At 40.5% G+C, this 18,898-nt stretch carries 14 protein-coding genes; 12 read left to right on the top strand and 2 right to left on the bottom strand.

From position 1 onward, the window contains the following. The first annotated feature begins 9 nt into the window (after positions 1-9). Together QJ048_RS02125 and QJ048_RS02120 are read left to right on the top strand one after the other, a co-directional pair. Complete coding sequence (locus QJ048_RS02125; RefSeq protein WP_282332679.1) at positions 10-1,428, top strand: efflux RND transporter periplasmic adaptor subunit; 1,419 nt, start codon at positions 10-12, stop codon at positions 1,426-1,428. 173 nt (positions 1,429-1,601) lie between these two features. Continuing rightward, the gene (locus QJ048_RS02120; protein ID WP_282332678.1) at positions 1,602-2,639 is read left to right on the top strand and encodes an NAD(P)H-dependent glycerol-3-phosphate dehydrogenase; all 1,038 of its coding nucleotides are present in this window, start codon (positions 1,602-1,604) and stop codon (positions 2,637-2,639) included. Between the two features lie 181 nt (positions 2,640-2,820). Here QJ048_RS02120 and QJ048_RS02115 read toward each other — a convergent pair whose 3' ends face one another. Further along, positions 2,821-4,224 carry an FAD-binding oxidoreductase gene (locus QJ048_RS02115; RefSeq protein WP_282332677.1) on the bottom strand — a complete coding sequence of 468 codons (1,404 nt, stop codon included), beginning with the start codon at positions 4,222-4,224 and terminating at the stop codon, positions 2,821-2,823. Positions 4,225-4,870: 646 nt separating this feature from the next. Further along, a complete protein-coding gene (gene hemW / locus QJ048_RS02110) occupies positions 4,871-5,998 on the bottom strand; it encodes a radical SAM family heme chaperone HemW (protein ID WP_282332676.1) in 1,128 nt (375 codons plus the stop codon). A gap of 89 nt (positions 5,999-6,087) precedes the next feature. Here hemW and QJ048_RS02105 point away from each other — a divergent pair, with 89 nt between their 5' ends. The 10 genes from QJ048_RS02105 (at position 6,088) to QJ048_RS02060 (ending at position 18,869) form a co-directional block, all read left to right on the top strand. Beyond that, on the top strand, positions 6,088-7,872 hold the full coding sequence (locus tag QJ048_RS02105; RefSeq protein ID WP_282332675.1) for a BamA/TamA family outer membrane protein: 1,785 nt from the start codon (positions 6,088-6,090) through the stop codon (positions 7,870-7,872). Positions 7,873-8,052: 180 nt separating this feature from the next. Beyond that, complete coding sequence (locus tag QJ048_RS02100; protein WP_282332674.1) at positions 8,053-9,105, top strand: DUF4271 domain-containing protein; 1,053 nt, start codon at positions 8,053-8,055, stop codon at positions 9,103-9,105. Positions 9,106-9,132: 27 nt separating this feature from the next. Continuing rightward, on the top strand, positions 9,133-9,930 hold the full coding sequence (locus QJ048_RS02095; RefSeq protein WP_282332673.1) for a uroporphyrinogen-III synthase: 798 nt from the start codon (positions 9,133-9,135) through the stop codon (positions 9,928-9,930). Positions 9,931-10,055: 125 nt separating this feature from the next. Continuing rightward, complete coding sequence (locus tag QJ048_RS02090) at positions 10,056-12,080, top strand: thioredoxin domain-containing protein (RefSeq protein WP_282332672.1); 2,025 nt, start codon at positions 10,056-10,058, stop codon at positions 12,078-12,080. Between the two features lie 156 nt (positions 12,081-12,236). After that, positions 12,237-13,520, top strand: coding sequence for a T9SS ring complex lipoprotein PorK/GldK (gene porK, locus QJ048_RS02085; RefSeq protein WP_282332671.1), 1,284 nt, complete (start codon positions 12,237-12,239; stop codon positions 13,518-13,520). A 105-nt stretch (positions 13,521-13,625) separates the two neighbouring features. Continuing rightward, complete coding sequence (gene porL / locus QJ048_RS02080) at positions 13,626-14,393, top strand: type IX secretion system motor protein PorL/GldL (RefSeq protein ID WP_282332670.1); 768 nt, start codon at positions 13,626-13,628, stop codon at positions 14,391-14,393. A 76-nt stretch (positions 14,394-14,469) separates the two neighbouring features. Beyond that, positions 14,470-16,041 carry a type IX secretion system motor protein PorM/GldM gene (gene porM, locus QJ048_RS02075; protein ID WP_282332669.1) on the top strand — a complete coding sequence of 524 codons (1,572 nt, stop codon included), beginning with the start codon at positions 14,470-14,472 and terminating at the stop codon, positions 16,039-16,041. A 14-nt stretch (positions 16,042-16,055) separates the two neighbouring features. Continuing rightward, positions 16,056-17,090, top strand: coding sequence for a type IX secretion system ring subunit PorN/GldN (gene porN / locus QJ048_RS02070; protein WP_282332668.1), 1,035 nt, complete (start codon positions 16,056-16,058; stop codon positions 17,088-17,090). A gap of 416 nt (positions 17,091-17,506) precedes the next feature. After that, a complete protein-coding gene (locus QJ048_RS02065) occupies positions 17,507-18,058 on the top strand; it encodes an RNA polymerase sigma factor (RefSeq protein WP_282332667.1) in 552 nt (183 codons plus the stop codon). Positions 18,059-18,092: 34 nt separating this feature from the next. Then, positions 18,093-18,869, top strand: a complete 777-nt coding sequence (locus QJ048_RS02060; RefSeq protein WP_282332666.1) for a hypothetical protein — start codon at positions 18,093-18,095, stop codon at positions 18,867-18,869. The last annotated feature ends 29 nt before the right edge of the window (positions 18,870-18,898 follow it).

Raw genomic sequence — 18,898 nt, 5'->3', positions numbered from 1 at the left:
GAACACTTTATGAACAAGAAATTGCTTTGGATAATAATATCAGTTGTACTAGTAGTTGTTTTGTTGGTAGTATTACAAAAAGCAGGTGCTTTTGGAAAAGATGAAGGGGTAAAAGTAACCGCGGAAAAGGCAGCTAAGAGAACAATTATTGAAACCGTAAATGCAAGCGGAAAAGTATATCCGGAAATTGAAGTAAAGATCAGTCCCGATATTTCCGGAGAGATCATTGAGCTTACAGTTGCAGAAGGCGACAGCGTGAAAAAAGGCCAGGTGCTTGCAAAAATATATCCTGACATTTATGCTACGCAACGCGATCAGGCGGCGGCAGTTGTGAATCAGCAACGTGCTACCGTAAGTAATAGCCAGGAACAATTGAATGGCTTGAAAGCGTCAATGAATCAAACACAGAAAGCGTATGATCGTCAAAAACAACTGCTGAATGAAAAAGTAATTTCTCAAGCAGAATTCGAACAAGCAGAAAGTGCTTACTTATCTGCTAAAGCAAGTTACAATGCGGCTGTGCAAGGAATAAAAAGCAACCAGGCTGCCACCATTAGCGCCCAGGCAAATCTTGATAAAGCCGCGAAAGATCTTAGCCGTACAACTATTCTTTCTCCAATGAGCGGCATCGTTTCTTTGATGAGCGTGAAAAAAGGTGAACGCGTGGTAGGTAGTTCTATGATGGCCGGTACCGAGATGATGCGCATTGCAGACATGAACAAAATTGAAGTGCGTGTTGATGTGAGTGAAAATGACATTCCGAAAGTAAAACTCGGCGATTCCGCTTTGGTAGAAGTTGATGCATACAACAATCGCAAGTTCAAAGGTATCATTACACAGATCGCGAGCAGCAATACTACTGCAGCTACGGCGTCCTCTACCGCTGCTACGTCAAACGATGTGACCAACTATAAAGTGTACATCAGATTACTGCCTGATTCTTACAAAGATCTTTCAACAGCAAAAAATGGTGGATCTCCATTCCGCCCGGGTATGAGTGCAAGTGCCGATATCCAGACAAAAAGAAATGAAAATGTATTGTCTGTTCCAATCAATGCAGTAACCACAAGAGAGAAAGGTTCTGATAATGCTATCGACAAGTCAAAGAACTCTGTAGACGCAAATGCCAATAACAACAATAACAACAATAACAACAAAGACAATACTGGCCCAACAGAACAGGATAAGAAAACATCTGTCGATGATCTTGAAGAAGTAGTGTACATCTTGCAGGCAGACAAAACGGTAAAGAAAGCAATTGTGAAAACTGACATCCAGGATGTAAACTACATTCAGGTTGTAAGCGGTGTCAAAGAAGGCGACGAAGTTATTTCTGGCCCATATTCTCTGATAAGCAAAACTCTGAAAGACGGCACTAAAGTGCAAGTGGTGGATAAGGATAAGTTGTTTGATCAAAAGAAAAAATAGGAAGCAATTAATAATTAATAAAGAATAATTAATAGGGAGGGTTGCGAAACTTATTGCGTACACCCTGTGTTATTAGATGTTTGCGAAACGAGTTGCTGAATGTAAATCATCAATTTGTTTCGCAAACGATTTTTACGAATCTTTGAAGCTTAGTGTTTTAAAATTGATTTGCCATGAAATTTGGAATAATAGGAGCCGGAAGTTGGGCAACTGCTTTGGTTAAAATTCTTACTGATAATAAAATTCCCGTGAATTGGTGGGTTCGCAAAGAAGAGGTTGCGGAGCATCTCGCAAAGCGTCATCATAATCCAACACATTTATCATCTGTTTATTTTGATACGGCTTTACTTACTCTTAGTATTGATATCAACGCAACAATTGCTTCAAGTGACTGTGTTGTAATTGGCGTTCCTTCTGCATATCTGCTGGATGTGCTTGGAACCGTTCATCCAACTGTGTTTGAAGGAAAGAAGATCATCTCTGCGGTAAAAGGAATTTTACCTGGCATCAACATCTTGTTGAATGACTATTTGAAACAACAATTCAATGTATCTTCTTCAAACTATTTCACCGTTATGGGTCCTTGCCACGCAGAAGAAGTTGCGTCAGAAAAACTTTCTTACCTCACCTTCTCAGGTAATAAAGAAGAGGAAGTTGCAGAGATCGCAAAATATTTTCGCACCTACTACATCAACACTGCTACCAATAACGATTTGATCGGAGTACAATATGCTGCTGTTTTAAAAAATATTTATGCATTGGGTTCCGGTATTGCGCACGGCCTTGAATACGGAGACAATTTTTTAAGCGTGCTCATTTCCAATGCTGCCGATGAAATGGCTGGCTTTCTGCAAAAGGTTGGCATTCGAAATATTGAAGTGGGTATGCATGAAAGTGAAAATCCTATTTCACATAAAAAAGTCGCCAATTATGCAACATCCGTTTATTTGGGCGATTTGCTGGTGACCTGTTATTCACTCCACAGCCGTAACAGAACCTTTGGCAATATGATCGGCAAAGGATACTCCGTTATTTCCGCACAACTTGAAATGAACATGGTGGCTGAAGGCTACAACGCCAGCAAATGTATTTACTACATCAACAAAGAAGTGGGCGCAGAAATGCCCATCGCAGAAACTGTCTACAAAATTCTTTGGGAGCAATTACCTGCGCGGAAAGGCTTCCGCTTTATCGAGGAAAAACTTTTGTAAAGTGGAGAATTGAGAGTTGCCGCTCTGCGAAGCTTATAGCTTCGCAGGTTCATTCTATCGTCTTAGGCGATGGTTTGAATGATTACCAAAGGCAATGAAATAAATCTGCAAGGCTACAAGCCTTGCAGAGCCCAAACTCTTTCTAACAACTCTCAACTCTCAATTCTCCACTCTCAATTAATCACGCGTGTCCCGCCGCTTCAGTCATCACCGCCGGTTTAATATTCTGATTTACTCTAAATAAATTATTCGGGTCATACTTCGCTTTGACCATGGCAAGCTTGTCGTAATTATCTTTATAGGTAGCTCTGATTCTGTCTTGTCCTTCGTCCATCATAAAATTGATATACGCACCTCCCGCAGAATATGGGTGAAGCGCTTCCCAATAGTCTTTTGTCCATTTGGTAACGAGGTCCCTGTTTGCAGGATCGGGATCTACACCCACTATCACTTGTGCCCATGTTGCATCACGATAGCTCCATGCGGTTGCATCATTTTTTACTCTTCCTGCCGCGCCATTTACCGGATACATATGCATAGTGGACCACATTGTTGGCATTGCGCTACCAAATTTTATATGTTCATCAATAGCCTTGTCGCTTAATTCATTCATGTAGTCTGCACGCCAGTACCACTGGTAGCCCGGCACGTATAAAGCGTCGAACATACTTTGCAAAGCCGGATGAGGAATAGGTCCTACAAAATCCAATGCAATGTTGCCAAGATTGCGGATAGGTTCAAATACTTTTTCCGCTTTATCCAATGCGCCCGAATAGGCCCACACGATGCCGCACATTTTTTTATTATGCAGATTTTCCGGGAACGGAGGACCAGGAGGAACAGTCAGAAATGCAAAGAAGCCGTTGAGTTCGTCAGGAGCCGTAGTAATAAAGTCGCGGTACCATTTCATGATGCGCTTGCTTTCGCCGAGTTCCCAAAGCATTGGGCCCGCGTACAAGGTATCCACATTGTGAAGCTGAAATAAGAAAGAAGTAACTACGCCAAAGTTGCCACCGCCGCCACGAAGCGCCCAGAAAAGGTCCTCATTATTTTTTTCGTTCGCTGTAACGCAAGTGCCATCGGCAAGCACTACGTCGGCTTCCAATAAATTATCAATTGATAAACCGCATTTCCTGGTGAGGTGACCAAGACCACCGCCTAGCGTTAAGCCGCCAACACCGGTAGTAGAAATGATGCCGCTTGGTGTAGCAAGTCCAAACGCATGGGTTGCGTGGTCAACATCTGCCCATGTGCTACCGCCGCCCACACGAACTGTTTTCGCAACAGGATCAACATGAGCATAGCGAATACCTGAAAGGGCAATCACCAGTCCATCGTCACAAACACCCAGGCCGCCGCCATTGTGGCCTCCGCCACGCACGGCCAGCAAAATTTTGTTTTCCCTTGCAAAGTTTACGCAGGCAATTACATCCGCCACATCATTGCATTTCGCAATGGCGGCAGGCTTTTTGTCGATCATACCATTGTAAACTTTACGGGCAAGGTTGTAGTTTGCATCGGTGGGTTCAATGAGTTCTCCGCGCAGCATTGCTTTTAGCTGCTGAAAATTATTTTCCTGAGCCATAACGTCCTCCTTTTTATTGATGTTTAGAAATGAATGAGGATAGAAAGGATTCCGTAAATCAATTGTTTTTTGAGGGATGGAAAATCGATGAGATGACGGGGTTATTTCCGAAGATTTTACGTTATTTCCAGAAGAATAAAATTACAACAATTCCAGACAACTTATACCCGAATTGGATTACCTGAACAATCAGGAATTAGGAGTTAGAAATTGGGATTTAGAAATCAATGTCGTTTCCATAAGGATACATTTTCTGAATGAGATTGCTTCGCCCCATTTTTGTTTGTTTATTTTACTTTTTATAGTTCAATCATTTATCCTCTGCAGGGGCTCGCAATGACGTTGCCACTTTCGAATTCTGTTGTACTGGTTGTTGCCTAAAGTTCAAAATAGAAGCGCCGTCATTGCGAGACCCTGCCGAGAGTTGAGATTGTAAAAGGAAAACATTTCTGAATTGCAGGGATGGGTCGAAGCAATCCCACCAAGGAAGTTATTCTTAAGGAAACGACATTGAATTAGGAATTAGGAATTAGGAATTAGGAATTAAGGGAGCACCTGCATATAATCCGTTTTGTTAAGTTGCGACCTCCCGAAAAAATCAGCGTAAATCTGCTAAATCGGTGTCATCTGCGTGCTTTGTTTCTCGTCACACCACAAACAAATCCGATGCAATTCCATCCGCGAACAATTTTCCCTCGTGTGTTAAACGGATAAAATTATCCTGGAAAACGGCATTGCTGCCGTCCACATATTTTTGAATACCTAAGGTTATGTCGCCGGCTGCCTTTTCGCCGAAATGACTTTTAACCAATGTCAGGTCAATCCCTTCAATGGTTCGCAAGGCGGTCATGATATATTCGTTCAATTGCTGAGTGGGAGTAAGTGTTTCGCCTTCAAAGAAGTTTTCGCCTTCCGCAATCTTTTTAATGTACAAAGGATTATTGGAAATGTTCCACTGCCGTGAAACGCCATCAAAAGAATGTGCAGAAGGACCAAGACCAAGATATTTTTCCCCGCGCCAGTAAGAAGAGTTGTGCTGGCTCCTGAAACCCTTTTTGGCAAAATTGGAAATTTCATAATGCTCAAAACCTGCATCAGAAAGCCATTTCATCAAATCGAGAAACTGTTGCGATTGCAAGTCCTGGTTAACATCCTGCAATTTCTTTTGCTCGATCATTTTCTCCAGCGCTGTTTTGGGTTCAACCGTCAGCGCATAGCAAGAAAGATGCGGAATATTCAAATCAATGGCGGTTTGCACATTCTGCTGCCATTTCTCATTCGTAAGCGTTGGCGTTCCGTAAATAAGATCGATTGTAATATTGTGTATGCCGGCCGCCTGCGCCAGCAAAATAGATTGCTTTGCCTGCGTCGCATTATGTGCCCTGTTCATCCATTGAAGGTCCTCTTCAAAAAAAGATTGTATGCCGATGCTTAATCTGTTTATGCCTGCATTTTTCCAAACCTGTAAACTTTCAGCGTTAATGTCATCAGGATTTGTTTCCAATGTTATTTCAATGTTATTGTTGATTGAAAAGTTTTCATGCAAAGCGGTAAAAATTCTGCTCAGCTCTTCAGCAGACAACAGGCTTGGCGTACCGCCGCCAAAATAGATCGTGTTTATTTTTTCGTTTGCGAGATATTCTTTGCGTAACGTTATTTCCTTTACAATGGCATCAACAAATGCGGGTTTTAATTGCAGTGATGTAGAGAAATGAAAATTGCAGTAATGACAGGCTTTTTTACAAAAAGGAATATGAATATAAATGCCTGCCATGCGAAAAAAAATTTGAATATTACAGTTTAATTTAGAAAGTAGATAGTTGTTAGACTTCGCCCAACAACTAACAACCAACAACTCAAAGGATGCCAAAGGTACAAGGTTATATTAACATCGTTCTCCTGGCTGTTTGCATAATGGCATATTGTTCCGCACAGGCGCAATATACATTGCGCATTGTGCCTGTAGATCAGGATGAAAATGTAATCAAGTCGCTGCGTTTGCAGGAAAACTTTGCCAGCCGCCAGCTTTGCATGGAATATGTCAATCAGATTCCAGAGAAATTGCAAGAGAAAGGTTATACGGCCGTATCAATAGACAGTTTGCATTTTGATTCAACATTTGCCTCCATTCATTTATTTCTTGGTGAACGATACCAGTTGGCCTACGTAGACATTACTTCCGTAGATACCAAAATGATGGATCAGATTGGGTGGAACTCAAAACTTTATTTCAATAAGCCTCTAAACATCACACAACTTCAGCAACTCGAACAGAGAATTCTTGACTATTTTGAGAACAACGGCCACCCCTTTGCAAAAGTTCAACTCGACAGTGTGGGATATGAAGAGAGTAAGTTTTATGCAAGCCTTAAAGTGGATAAAGGTCCGCTTTACAAGATCGATAGCATTCGTGTGTATGGCACCGCAAAAATATCAAGCAACTTCTTGCAGCGTTATTTGGGCATTCCGAATGGCAGCCCCTATTCCAAAACTACACTTCAAAAGATCAGCACAAGATTGCGTGAATTGCCATTCCTAGAGGAAGAAAAAGCATGGGATATGACGATGGTGAGTGCCGGTGCGGTAGTTAATCTTTACCTGAAGCAAAAAAGAGCAAGCCAGATCAATGTTTTGGTCGGCCTGCTTCCTGGCAGTGATCAGAACGACAACAAAATGCTCGTGACCGGCGAAGCCAACATAAACCTGAGAAATTCCCTGGGATCCGGTGAAACGATAGGCCTTAACTGGCAGCAGCTGCAGGTTAAATCACCAAGACTTAATCTCGTATATCAGCAGCCGTTCATTTTGAAAAGTCCGTTCGGACTCAATCTTGGGTTTGATCTTTTGAAAAAGGATTCCTCATACATCAACATCAATTTTGTGGCTGGTGTTCAGTATGCATTATCCGCATCGCAGACTGGTAAGGTGTTTTTTCAGAGCTTCAGAACAAATCTTTTGGACCTGGACACCAATGCCATCAAAGAAAATAAGACGTTGCCCAACGAAATAGATGAAACCATCAATAACCTTGGTGTGGATTATGAATTGTTCAGAACAAACTATCGGTTCAATCCAAGAAAGGGAAATGAACTGCATATCCTGGCAACTGCAGGAACAAGAACCATCCGCAAAAATAACAGCATTGTAAAGCTGAACGATCCTGGGTTTTCTTACGAATCATTATACGATACCGTTAAGCTAAACACTTACCAGTTTAAGATAAAGGTGGACGCAGCTCATTTTTTTCCTATTCAAAATAACGCTACAATAAAAGTAGGTGCAAACATCGGTTGGCTGCAAAGCCCTTCCATTTACCGCAACGAATTGTTTCAGATAGGAGGCTACAAACTGCTTCGCGGTTTTGATGAAGAAAGCATCTATGCCTCTCAATATACAGTGGGCACCGTTGAGTATAGATTTCTGATTGGCCAAAACTCTTATCTGTTCTCGTTTGTAGACGGCGCATGGGTGGCTAACAAAAGTATCTACACTAACACAACCAATACTTTTATAGGTGCCGGCCTCGGTCTCGCCTTTGAAACCAATGCCGGTCTTTTCAACATTTCCTTCGCCGCCGGCAAACGAAACGACCTGAAGTTTAATGCAAGGCAGTCGAAGATACATTTGGGGTATGTGACCTATTTCTAGTCGAATTAATAATTAATAATTTAAAATTAATAAGGAGCGTTTTTGATTGAATGTAACATCGCTAGCTTTCTAAAATAAAGAGTCATATCCATCATTTAGAATGCTGCGTCTATTAATTCTTAATTATTAATTATTAATTACACCCCGCACCTTATTTTTGTAAACAACCAATCAGTTTTTGTGAAATATTTTTTACTACTGTTTTTTGTCCTTTGCTCATTTATTCAAAAAGCTGCTGCCCAAAGTGGGAATGATTCTGTGGTATCCCAGGCGCCACCGGCACAGGTGCAAACCGTTGATACGGCTAAACCGGTTGTAAAAAAAGTTCCAAAGCCAACCGTGAAAAAAACGGTTATAGATTCGATGAAAAGTGCGCAGGCACTTGTAAAAAAAGATTCCACTCTGCCAATCAGAGATTCCATCCAGCCTGTAAAAGATTCTGTTGCGCCGGCAACTAAAGCTGCTACTCCGGAAGACACGACCACTGTTTATTTTAATTATGGAAGGGCGCTGATGCAAAACGGGTACTATAATTTTACCGGAAACCCCGTTTTACCCAGGATCCAAATAAAAAATCACGATCACAAGGAAGATGAATTTTACCTGCTGGTAATGATCATTCTTTTCTTTGCCATGATAAGAGTAGTTTTTGCGAAATACATGCAAAATCTGTTTACAGTAATGTTCCGGGCGTCCTTAAAGCAAAAGCAAATAAGGGAGCAATTGTCGCAAACGCCTTTGCCGTCCCTGCTGCTGAATATCTTTTTTGTATTGGTCGCCGCAACCTTTGCCACTTTTTTACTTAGATATTACAATCAGTTTAAAGAAGTTAATTTCTGGCTGGTGGTTCTTTACTCTTCAGTCATCATCAGCCTTATATATTTCATTAAATTTTTAGTGCTGAAGTTTACAGGATGGGTATTTAATTTAAAAGCGGCAGCAAATACCTACATCTTTATTGTATTCCTCACCAATAAAATGCTCGCACTATTCCTGTTACCTCTTGTGATATTGATCGCTTTTCAAAGCGCTCAAGCCGATATTTGGGTAACAATTTCATTTATCCTCGTCATTATTGCATTGGTTTATAGGTACCTTGCGTCTTTCGGGCCAATTAGAAGTGAAATAAAAGTGAAACAGATTCACTTTTTTCTTTACCTTTGCGCATTCGAGATAGCACCTCTTTTACTGATTTACAAGGTGTTGTTGAATTTTTTTGAAAAAACAGTATAATTTTGCTAAACCATAGCATGACGTCATATGGTAAAAAACGGGGGTAAAGCAGCTACATCTGCAAAAACTGTTCAGAAGATTTTAATCACCCAACCCAGACCGGAAACTGAAAAGTCTCCTTATTTTGAATTGGAAAGGAAATTTAATGTAGAATTAGAATTCATTCCATTTATAGTGTTAGAAGGCATTCCGGCAAAAGATTTCCGTAAGCAGAAAATTGACATTGCAAGCTATACGGGAGTGATTTTTACGAGCCGTAACGCAATTGACCATTTTTTCCGGATCTGTGAGGAAATGAAGGTGAACGTATCACAGGACACAAAATACTTCTGTATAACTGAGGCTGTGGCTTTGTATTTGCAAAAATTTATATTGTACCGTAAAAGAAAGGTTTTTTATGGTGCAGATGGTACAAATAAAAGCCTGTTCGATGTTATAAACAAGCACAAGGAAAATGAGAAGTTTTTGTACCCGTGTTCCGAGAACCAGCAGGATAACGAAATCGTAGGTTGGTTGAAAACTAATAAGTGTGAGTTTGCGACTCCATTTATGTACAGGACCATCAGCAGTGACGTCAAGGAAATTTTGGCCAAAACTGAGTATGATATCATTTGCTTTTTCACTCCAAGCGGTGTGAAAAGTCTTTTTGATAACGTACCAAAATATAAGCAGAACGGAACCAGGATAGGTGCATTTGGAAGCAATACTTATAAGGCGATCGAGGAGGCAGGATTAGAGTTGACCATCAAAGCGCCACAACCACAGGCTCCTTCAATGGTGGCAGCATTGGATATGTACCTGAGATCCATTAAAGCAGAAAAATAGATCTTCTGATAAAAGAAACTGAAAGGCAATCGGAAACGGTTGCCTTTTTTGTTTCTGTACGGCATAAAATGTGAAGCAATGTACGATGTACGAAGTACGAAGTTTTTCATGCTATTTTTGTTGATATGAAGCAGCCGAATCATTTAGCCACCGAAACAAGTCCTTACTTATTGCAGCATGCTTATAATCCCGTGGAATGGTTTCCGTGGAGCGATGAAGCGCTGCAAAAAGCAAAAGATGAAAACAGGCCGATCCTTGTAAGCATTGGTTATTCCGCATGCCACTGGTGTCATGTGATGGAAAAAGAAAGCTTCGAAAGCGAAGAAACGGCCGCTATCATGAACGAGCATTTTGTTAACATAAAAATTGATCGTGAAGAGCGACCAGACATAGACCAGGTGTACATGGACGCTGTGCAGGCAATGACGGGAAGCGGTGGCTGGCCGCTCAACGTGTTTCTTACGCCAGACGGCAAACCTTTTTATGGCGGCACCTACTATCCGCCGCAACAACTTTATAACAGACCTTCATGGACAGACGTATTGCATGGCGTGGCAAATGCATGGCACAATAAACGTGAAGAAGTGCTGCAACAAGCGGATAATCTTACCAGTTATATACAACAATCAAATTCGTTTGGACAGGATAAAGCAGAACAAAATTTTACACACGAAAAAGCTGCTATCATCTTCAGTAACATTATGAAACAGGCTGATACTGTAGAAGGCGGCTTTGGCAAGGCCCCCAAATTTCCGCAAACATTCAGCATTCAGTATTTATTGAAGTACTACCATTTCTACAAAGATGAAACGGCTTTAAAACAAGCATTACTAAGCCTCGACAAAATGATATACGGCGGCATCTATGATCAACTGGGCGGCGGGTTTGCCCGATATTCAACAGATGCCGAATGGTTGGCTCCCCACTTTGAAAAAATGCTCTACGATAATGCGTTGCTTTTAATTACAATGGCAGAGGCTTATCAACTAACTAAAAACGATTTGTACAAACAAACCATCAACCACACAATGGAGTTTATCAATCGTGAATTGTTATCTCCGGAAAACGGCTTCTATGCCGCGCTTGATGCTGACAGTGAGGGAGAGGAGGGGAAGTTTTATGTATGGTCAAAAAAAGAAGTAGAGGATATTCTGGGTGCAGACGCAGATTTGTTTTGTAAATTTTATGATATAACCGAGTCGGGTAACTGGGAACATCAAAACATTCTGCGAATAAAAACACCTGTAGATCAATTTTCCCAACTGCATAAAATTGCTCTTCCCATTTTAAATGAAAAATTAAAAGAAGGGAAAGAAAAGCTTTTAAAGGCGCGAGCAAAAAGATTAAGACCGGGCCTGGACGACAAAATATTATTAAACTGGAATGCTTTGATGAATACTGCTTGCTGTAGGATATATGCAGCAACAGGAAGAGAAGAATATAAAGAACTCGCGTTAAAAAACATTAACTTTTTGTTGGGAACATTCGAGGGAAGTGAAACGTTCTTTCACACTTATAAGAATGGCCAGGCAAAGATTCCCGCATTTTTAGACGACTATGCTTATCTGATACAGGCTTTAATCAATCTGCAAGAGATCACAGGGGATGCATCCTATTTAATAAAAGCAAAGGAATTAACAGAACGCGTTCTTGAAAACTTCTGCGAAGAGGATACCGGATTATTCTATTTTACTGGCAGTCAGCAAAAAGACATCATAGTAAGAAAAAAGGAAATATATGACGGAGCGCTTCCTTCTGGTAACGCAGTTATGATTTCCAACCTTTATTATCTCTCGGTTGTTTTCGACATTCAATTGTGGCATGAAAGATGCATAAAGGCTTTGGGTGCCTTAGTCAAAATGTGTGAAAACTACCCAACCTCTTTTGGGGTCTGGTGTAATCTAATACTAGAAGTAATCAGGGGAACGAGAGAAATAGTTGTGACCGGAGAGTTTGTAGATGAAGTGCGGAAAGAAATTTTGGCTAATTTTATACCATTCAAAGTATTTCAATCTGCCTCCCAGGAAAATAACCTATTCCCGCTATTATTCGGAAAAACCGTTACTAGCCAACCTTTGATATTTCATTGTAAAAATTATTCCTGCAGTGAACCGGTGAACAACGTAGATTTACTGTTAAAGCAATTGTAAAAAATCATTGGCTTTTTTTGGGCCGTGAAACAATAAAATAATAGTAATTGTCGTTTCTTACTTTCTGCATGAAAGTTTTTTTAAATAAAAAATAAACTTTTAAAAGAGATGTTGACAAAATATTATTTTTGCCCAATACCCTTTAATGTTATGAAAATGAGAAACCTTACCACTGTAATAGCACTTGCGGCAGTGTCTATGCTGGCGAGTTGCGGGAAAGCTGGAAAGTCAAAAGGCGCTTTGCCTGTTGATGGTCAGTTACATGGCGTAGCCCCAGGCAGTAAGTATATAATGCCTAAGCCACCGGGAATGGTTTATATTCCACCGGGAACCTTTCACATGGGTCCAAGTGACGAGGATATAAACTACGCATACACTGCGCGTAATAAGCAGATTTCAATCAATGGCTTCTGGATGGATGCCACTGAGATTACCAATAATGAGTACCGCCAGTTCACCAACTGGGTACGAGATTCTACTGCCGCAAAACTCATGGGTTTTGTTAAGCAGGACAAGAATGACGGTACTGAACACATTGATTGGGTAAAAGCAAAAACTATCAAATGGAACGATAAGGCAACGATTGAAAAGATCGACCAAATGATCGTTTCTCCGGAAAACCGCATTTTCGGTAAAAAAGAAATCGATGCTGCGAAGTTGATCTTCCACTCAGAAACTTTTGATACCAAAGAAGCTACCCGTCGCGAAAATGCCGGTGTACCTCGTTCTAAATTCATCGTTAAAAAAGATATCAGAATTTATCCTGATACATTGGTTTGGATTAGAGACTTCTCTTATTCTTACAACGAACCAATGACAAAACGCTACTACTCTCACCCCGCGTTTGGCAACTATCCTGTTGTAGGTGTTAGCTGGGTTCAGGCTACTGCATTTTGCGAATGGCGCACAATGTACCTGAATGGCTTCCTTACTTCTAAAGGCAGAGCTGCTGAATCTGACTTCAGACTTCCAACAGAAGCTGAGTGGGAATACGCTGCAAGAGGTGGCCGTTCACAATCTATGTTCCCTTGGGGTAACTACTACCTGAGAAACAAAAAAGGTTGTCTACTGGCAAACTTTAAACCTGGTCGCGGTAACTATCCTGAAGATGGCGGTTTCTACACTGTACGCGCAGATGCTTACTGGCCTAACGACTTCGGTTTATATAACATGGCAGGTAACGTAGCAGAATGGACCTCTTCTTTATATTATGAAGGTGGCTACAACTTCCAGCACGATATGAACCCAGATATCCGCTACAACGCTAAGGATTCAGATCCTCCACGTATGAAACGTAAAGTTATTCGCGGTGGTAGCTGGAAAGATGTGGGTTACTTCCTTCAAACAGGTACACGTGCATACGAGTACCAGGATACAACTAAGTCTTACATTGGTTTCCGCTGCTTGATTGACCTTCCTCCAATGCAGGGTCGTAAATAAATAAAAAATAGTATTTACAAAATTTTCGTAACAAGAACACGTTATTAATTAAAATCAATATTCCTAAACCCATTTTAAAAATTAAACCTTAAAAATTAAAATATTATGGCGGGAGCATCAAAATCAACAGAAAGAATAGTTAACGTAATTGTGTGCGTGGGTGCAGCAGTTGTAATCTTCGGAGCTTGGGCAAAAATCCTGCACAAGCCAATCGCAGACTTTATGTTGACCGTAGGTCTATTAACAGAAGCTTTGATCTTTATAGTATATGCATTCTTACCGCCTCCAGGTGGTGAAATGGCTGCCATCGCAGAAGCTTTGCCTAAAATGGCAGGTGGCGCAAGTTCTGGTAACCCTGCTTTGCAAGGTTTGGACAAAATGATGCAAGAGGCTGACATCACTCCTGCTAACTTGAAAAAATTGGGCGAAAGCTTCAACAAATTAGGTACTACAGTAAATCAAATTAAAGATGCAAGCGATGTAGTTACTGCTACAAGCGATTACGCTGTAAAAACTAAAGAAGCTTCTGCTGCTTTGGGTAGCATGAAAGATGCTTACTTGAAATCTGCTGCTACAATGCAGTCTTTCAACGAGGCTTCTGAATCTACAAAACAGTTCCACGGTCAGGTACAGGTTTTGACTAAAAACTTGTCTTCTTTGAACACCATTTATGAATTAGAATTACAAGATACCAACAACCACCTGAAAGCAATGAACGCTTTCTATGGCAACTTGTCTAAAGCTTCTCAAGCAATGTCAGGTTCTGTAGAAGATGCTAAGAAAACTCAAGAGCAAATTTCATTGCTGGCGAAAAACCTTGGCAACCTTAACCAGGTTTATGGTAACATGTTAAGCGCAATGCAAGGCAGATAATTTATAGCGTCTACCTTATACCATTAACATTAGTTTGTATTTAAACAGGATTCTTAATTTCTAAAAATCATTATCCATGGCTTTACCTAAGGAGCCCAGGCAGAAGATGATCAACATGATGTATTTGGTGCTTACAGCATTGCTGGCACTGAACGTATCAGCGGAGATCCTGAATGCCTTCAGAACCGTAAACAACAGTATCAGTACCGCGAACGGCGTTATTGACGAAAAAAATAAATCAGTATACTCTTCATTTGAGGCATTGGCAAAAGATCCGCAAACTGCTGAAAAAGCAAAATTGTGGCAACCTCTTGCTGCTGACGCTCAAAAGTTATCTGCAGACATGAGCAGCTATCTGGATGGCTTGAAGACTACTCTGAAACAAGAGTCTGGCCTGCACATGCAAGATGGTGTTGAAGAATTCAAAGAGGACAACATTGATGCTCCTTCAAGATTATTCGACACTAAAGGTGAAGGTCCTAAGCTTCAGGAGAAACTGACTAAATTCAAAGCTGATCTTTTGAACGTACTTGATCCTAGCAAATTCGCAAACGATCCTGTATTGCAAAAAGAAGTTACTGAAGAAAAAGAAAGATTGACTAAGAGTTTGCCTCTTGATTTGTCAATCCCAGCTTCTAAATCTGGTAACTCAAACAACAACTGGACACAGGCTTATTTCCACATGACGCCAACAATTGCTGCGTTGACAATTCTTAGCAAATTCCAAAATGACGTTAAGAATTCTGAAGCTCAGGTGGCAGATTATTGTTTAAGCCGTGTAGGGTCTGTAAAAGTTGTGTTCGATGAATTCCAACCATTGGTAGGAACAAGTTCAACTTACCTGATGCCTGGCCAGGAGCTTGAAGTATCTGCCGGTATCGGTGCATATAGCAAATCTGCTAAACCTACAGTTACAATTAACGGAGCTGCTGTTCCTTTAAATTCTGACGGTCTTGCAGTGTTCAAAAAACAAGTTAGTGGTGTAGGCGAACAAAGCGTAAACGTAAATATCAATTACGTGAAACCAGATGGTTCTACAGGTACATTAACTAAGACTATTAAGTACACAGTTGGTCAACCTTCAGGTGCATCAGTGTTCCTTGAAAAAATGAACGTAATGTACATTGGTGTTGAGAACCCATTAAGAGTATCTGCTGGTTCTGCTGGTAGAGAAAAGATGCAGGTTTCTTTCACCGGAGGTTCAATCTCTTCTACAGGCGGCGACGGTTATGTTGCTAAACCAACACAAGCTGGTCCTGCTGAAGTAAGAGTAACTGTTGACGGAAAAACTTCATCATTCCCAATGCGTTGTAAAATCCTTCCTGACCCAACTGCAATGGTTGGTACAAACAAAGGCGGTTCAATTTCATCTGCATTGTTTAAAGCTCAGGGTGGTATGTTTGCCCGCTTGCTGGAATCAGAGTTCGACGTAAAATTTGAAGTACTTAGCTATAAATTAGGCGCAAACGGTGGTGCATTCGGTACCTATCAGGAAGCTGCAAACGAAGGTCCGCGCTGGACTGGTAAAGCTGCCGATATCATAACACGTGCAACTCCGGGTAGCTCAATATTTTTTGATCAGATTCGTGTGAAAGGTCCCGATGGCAAAACAAGGGAACTTCCTGGGATCTTCTTTAACTTGAAATAATAGAAAAGACGATTATGAAGAAATCCATCATCCGGTTGAGTTTGTTAGCAGTAGTATTGGCGATGACAACAAATGTTGTTGACGCACAAGCTAAGAAGCGTACGACTACAAAACGTAGCACTTCTACTGCCAAGAAAAAACCTACTACAACCAGTAAGAATAATACTCAAACGGCTATTAATACAGCTCCGGCTAAAGATACGACTGCACCTCTTCCAGAGGCACAGTTGGATCTGCCTGTAGTTCGCAAATCACTGCGTAACGATAACGCAGTAGAACGCCAACTTGTAAAAGACAGAACACCTTTGGCATATGAGCATATCCGTGAGGATGATGCGGTTTATCGCCAGAGAGTTTGGAGAGAACTGGACGTTCACGAGAAAATGAACCTTCCGTTCGTTTACAAAGCTGACGACGATAACGGTAACCAACGTTTCATCAACATTTTGCTGGCAAGCATTAAAAGCGGCGATGTTACTGCATTCAGCGCTATTGATGATCGTTTTACCACTCCAATCACGATCAAAGAAATTACTGAGCAGCTTGTAGGAAAACCTAAAGTTGTGCAGATCCCTAACTGGGCTTTGGATCCTGATGGTTCAAAAGGTATCACTAAAGATTCTGTAATCGTAGAACAATTCGATCCTGAAGCAGTTGAAAAATACTGGGTAAAGGAAGAAGTTGTATTTGACAAAGAATCTTCACGTCTTTATACAAGAATTTTAGGTATCGCTCCTTTGAAAACCATCAAAAATACTGATGGATCTTTCAGAGATGTGACTCCAATCTTCTGGGTTTACTATCCTGACTTACGTCCAATGTTAGCGAAATTTGAAGCTTACAATGGTAAAAACTATGGTGCAAGAATGAGCTGGGAAGAGCTTTTCGAAAGCCGTATGTTTGCAAGCAGAATTATTAAATCTACTATCGATAACCCGATGGATCAATACATCAGCGGTTATGTAAAAGATGACATACTGCGTTTGCTGGAAGGCGAAAACATTAAAGAGAAAATCTTTAACTACGAGCAGGACCTGTGGTCTTACTAATAAAAGTTAGATAAATAACTAATAATGAAAAAATACCCACTTGTGGGTATTTTTTTTTGCATTCCATTTGGTATTTTTACAACGGTTTTTCATAGGATATTGGATTTTAAAAACGGGGCTGGATTTTTATCCTGGCCCCTTTTTTTATTTAAACTGAATTAATACAAATGCCTACAAGGCAATTAAGAATTAAGAATTGTCCAGGTGTGAGATTCTTTACAATTGTTCCTATTTTCATGTTATTGTAACAACGGGACAAAGCCAGATGTAGATTGAAAATGCATCACAGAAGGAATTCTTAATTGTTAATTCCTAATTCTTAATTATCTAATATTGGCTTTAATTTGCCAGAGTCTTAAACCAAACACTATTTTAGAAGTCAATTAAATCAAATTGCTTAACGAGCAACTTAATCTATGGCAATTATTCTGCATGACAATGAATTGCTGTTACAATTCCATAATCCTGAAACCCGGGAAAAGGCATTTGCGGCAATAATTAAAAAATATCAGGAAAAACTCTATTGGCACATCAGAAGAATGGTGGTGGAGCATGAAGACGCCAATGATGTTTTGCAAAACGTTTTTATAAGGATCTGGAAAGGGCTTGACAATTTCCGCGAAGATTCACAGCTTTATACATGGTTATACAGGATTGCTACCAATGAGTGCCTTTCATTCCTTGAATTGCAAAAGAAGAAGGCGACGGTATCCTTTGATGACGTAGAATCGAGCCTGAGTAACCGGATTAAGGCAGACAAAGGCTTTGACGCCAATAAGCTGGAATGGAAACTTCAGTTGGCTATTCAGCAACTACCTGAAAAGCAACGAGTTGTTTTTAACTTGCGCTATTATGATGAGATGCCCTATGAAGAAATGAGCCGCGTTTTGGAGACATCCGAAGGCGCTTTAAAGGCTTCTTATCACCACGCCGTGAAAAAAATCGAAGATTATATCCTGAACCATTAAACCCATGGTGAAAAAAGACATCTTATAAACAGTTATGACACGTGACAGGTACATATTGAACGAATTATTTGAAATTAGCCCCGTTGTTACAAACATTTCCCGCCAAATGCCTTACGAGGTTCCAGCAGGATATTTTGACAAACTGCCGGATATTATTATGGAAATGATTGCCAACGAGCAATATGAATCTGTGTCCGCTGAGTTACAATCATTATCTCCTTTGCTCAATAGCATTCCTAAAAAAACGCCTTACGAAATAAACGAAGATTATTTCAAAGATTTTTCAAACAATGTTCTGGCAGGTGCAAATGCAATAGATTTCGTGAACAGCGAATTGGAAAATCTTCCAACCTTCTTAGAAGATCTGAAACACAAGCAAACATATACTGTGCCCGGGGGGTATTTTGAAACATTGCCTGGTGCGATTTTCAAAGAATTAATGATTGAAAAAACGACAGCACCGACACAGGCAAAAGTTATAAAAGGTAATTTCTCCAATAATATTTCCAAATATGCTGCTGCTGCCGCAATAATTGGTTTTGTGTTTATTGCCGGCTGGTTGTTTTGGGGAAATAAACCAACACCAACAAATGGAGGCATTGCAGCGATTGAAAAAGAAGTGAAGGCCATTAGCGACAGTGATCTGAACAACTTTGTAGAAAAGAACACCCTGAGCGGAAGCCTGGCACTTTATACTGACAGCACTCAATTGGCTGATGATGATGTGAAATATATGCTGGCTGATATTCCCGATGCCGAATTACAACAATACTTATACGAACAGACAGGTACAAAGGCTATTACGAACTAAGTATAACTGATCTTTAAAAAGATAAATTA

This window comes from Pinibacter soli, assembly GCF_029961145.1.
Classification (GTDB): Bacteria; Bacteroidota; Bacteroidia; order Chitinophagales; family Chitinophagaceae; genus Pinibacter; species Pinibacter soli.
Note: the sequence above shows the minus strand (reverse complement) of the source record. Positions and strands in the feature narration are given on the sequence as shown.

Bases quoted from the DNA above. Each gene is read 5' to 3' on its own strand.
- QJ048_RS02105 (WP_282332675.1), top strand. From the start codon at position 6,088: ATGCCAAAGGTACAAGGTTATATTAACATCGTTCTCCTGGCTGTTTGC.
- porM (WP_282332669.1), top strand. From the start codon at position 14,470: ATGGCTTTACCTAAGGAGCCCAGGCAGAAGATGATCAACATGATGTAT.
- QJ048_RS02120 (WP_282332678.1), top strand. From the start codon at position 1,602: ATGAAATTTGGAATAATAGGAGCCGGAAGTTGGGCAACTGCTTTGGTT.
- QJ048_RS02115 (WP_282332677.1), bottom strand. From the start codon at position 4,224: ATGGCTCAGGAAAATAATTTTCAGCAGCTAAAAGCAATGCTGCGCGGA.
- QJ048_RS02090 (WP_282332672.1), top strand. From the start codon at position 10,056: ATGAAGCAGCCGAATCATTTAGCCACCGAAACAAGTCCTTACTTATTG.
- hemW (WP_282332676.1), bottom strand. From the start codon at position 5,998: ATGGCAGGCATTTATATTCATATTCCTTTTTGTAAAAAAGCCTGTCAT.
- QJ048_RS02095 (WP_282332673.1), top strand. From the start codon at position 9,133: ATGGTAAAAAACGGGGGTAAAGCAGCTACATCTGCAAAAACTGTTCAG.
- porK (WP_282332671.1), top strand. From the start codon at position 12,237: ATGAGAAACCTTACCACTGTAATAGCACTTGCGGCAGTGTCTATGCTG.
- porN (WP_282332668.1), top strand. From the start codon at position 16,056: ATGAAGAAATCCATCATCCGGTTGAGTTTGTTAGCAGTAGTATTGGCG.
- QJ048_RS02065 (WP_282332667.1), top strand. From the start codon at position 17,507: ATGGCAATTATTCTGCATGACAATGAATTGCTGTTACAATTCCATAAT.
- porL (WP_282332670.1), top strand. From the start codon at position 13,626: ATGGCGGGAGCATCAAAATCAACAGAAAGAATAGTTAACGTAATTGTG.
- QJ048_RS02060 (WP_282332666.1), top strand. From the start codon at position 18,093: ATGACACGTGACAGGTACATATTGAACGAATTATTTGAAATTAGCCCC.
- QJ048_RS02125 (WP_282332679.1), top strand. From the start codon at position 10: ATGAACAAGAAATTGCTTTGGATAATAATATCAGTTGTACTAGTAGTT.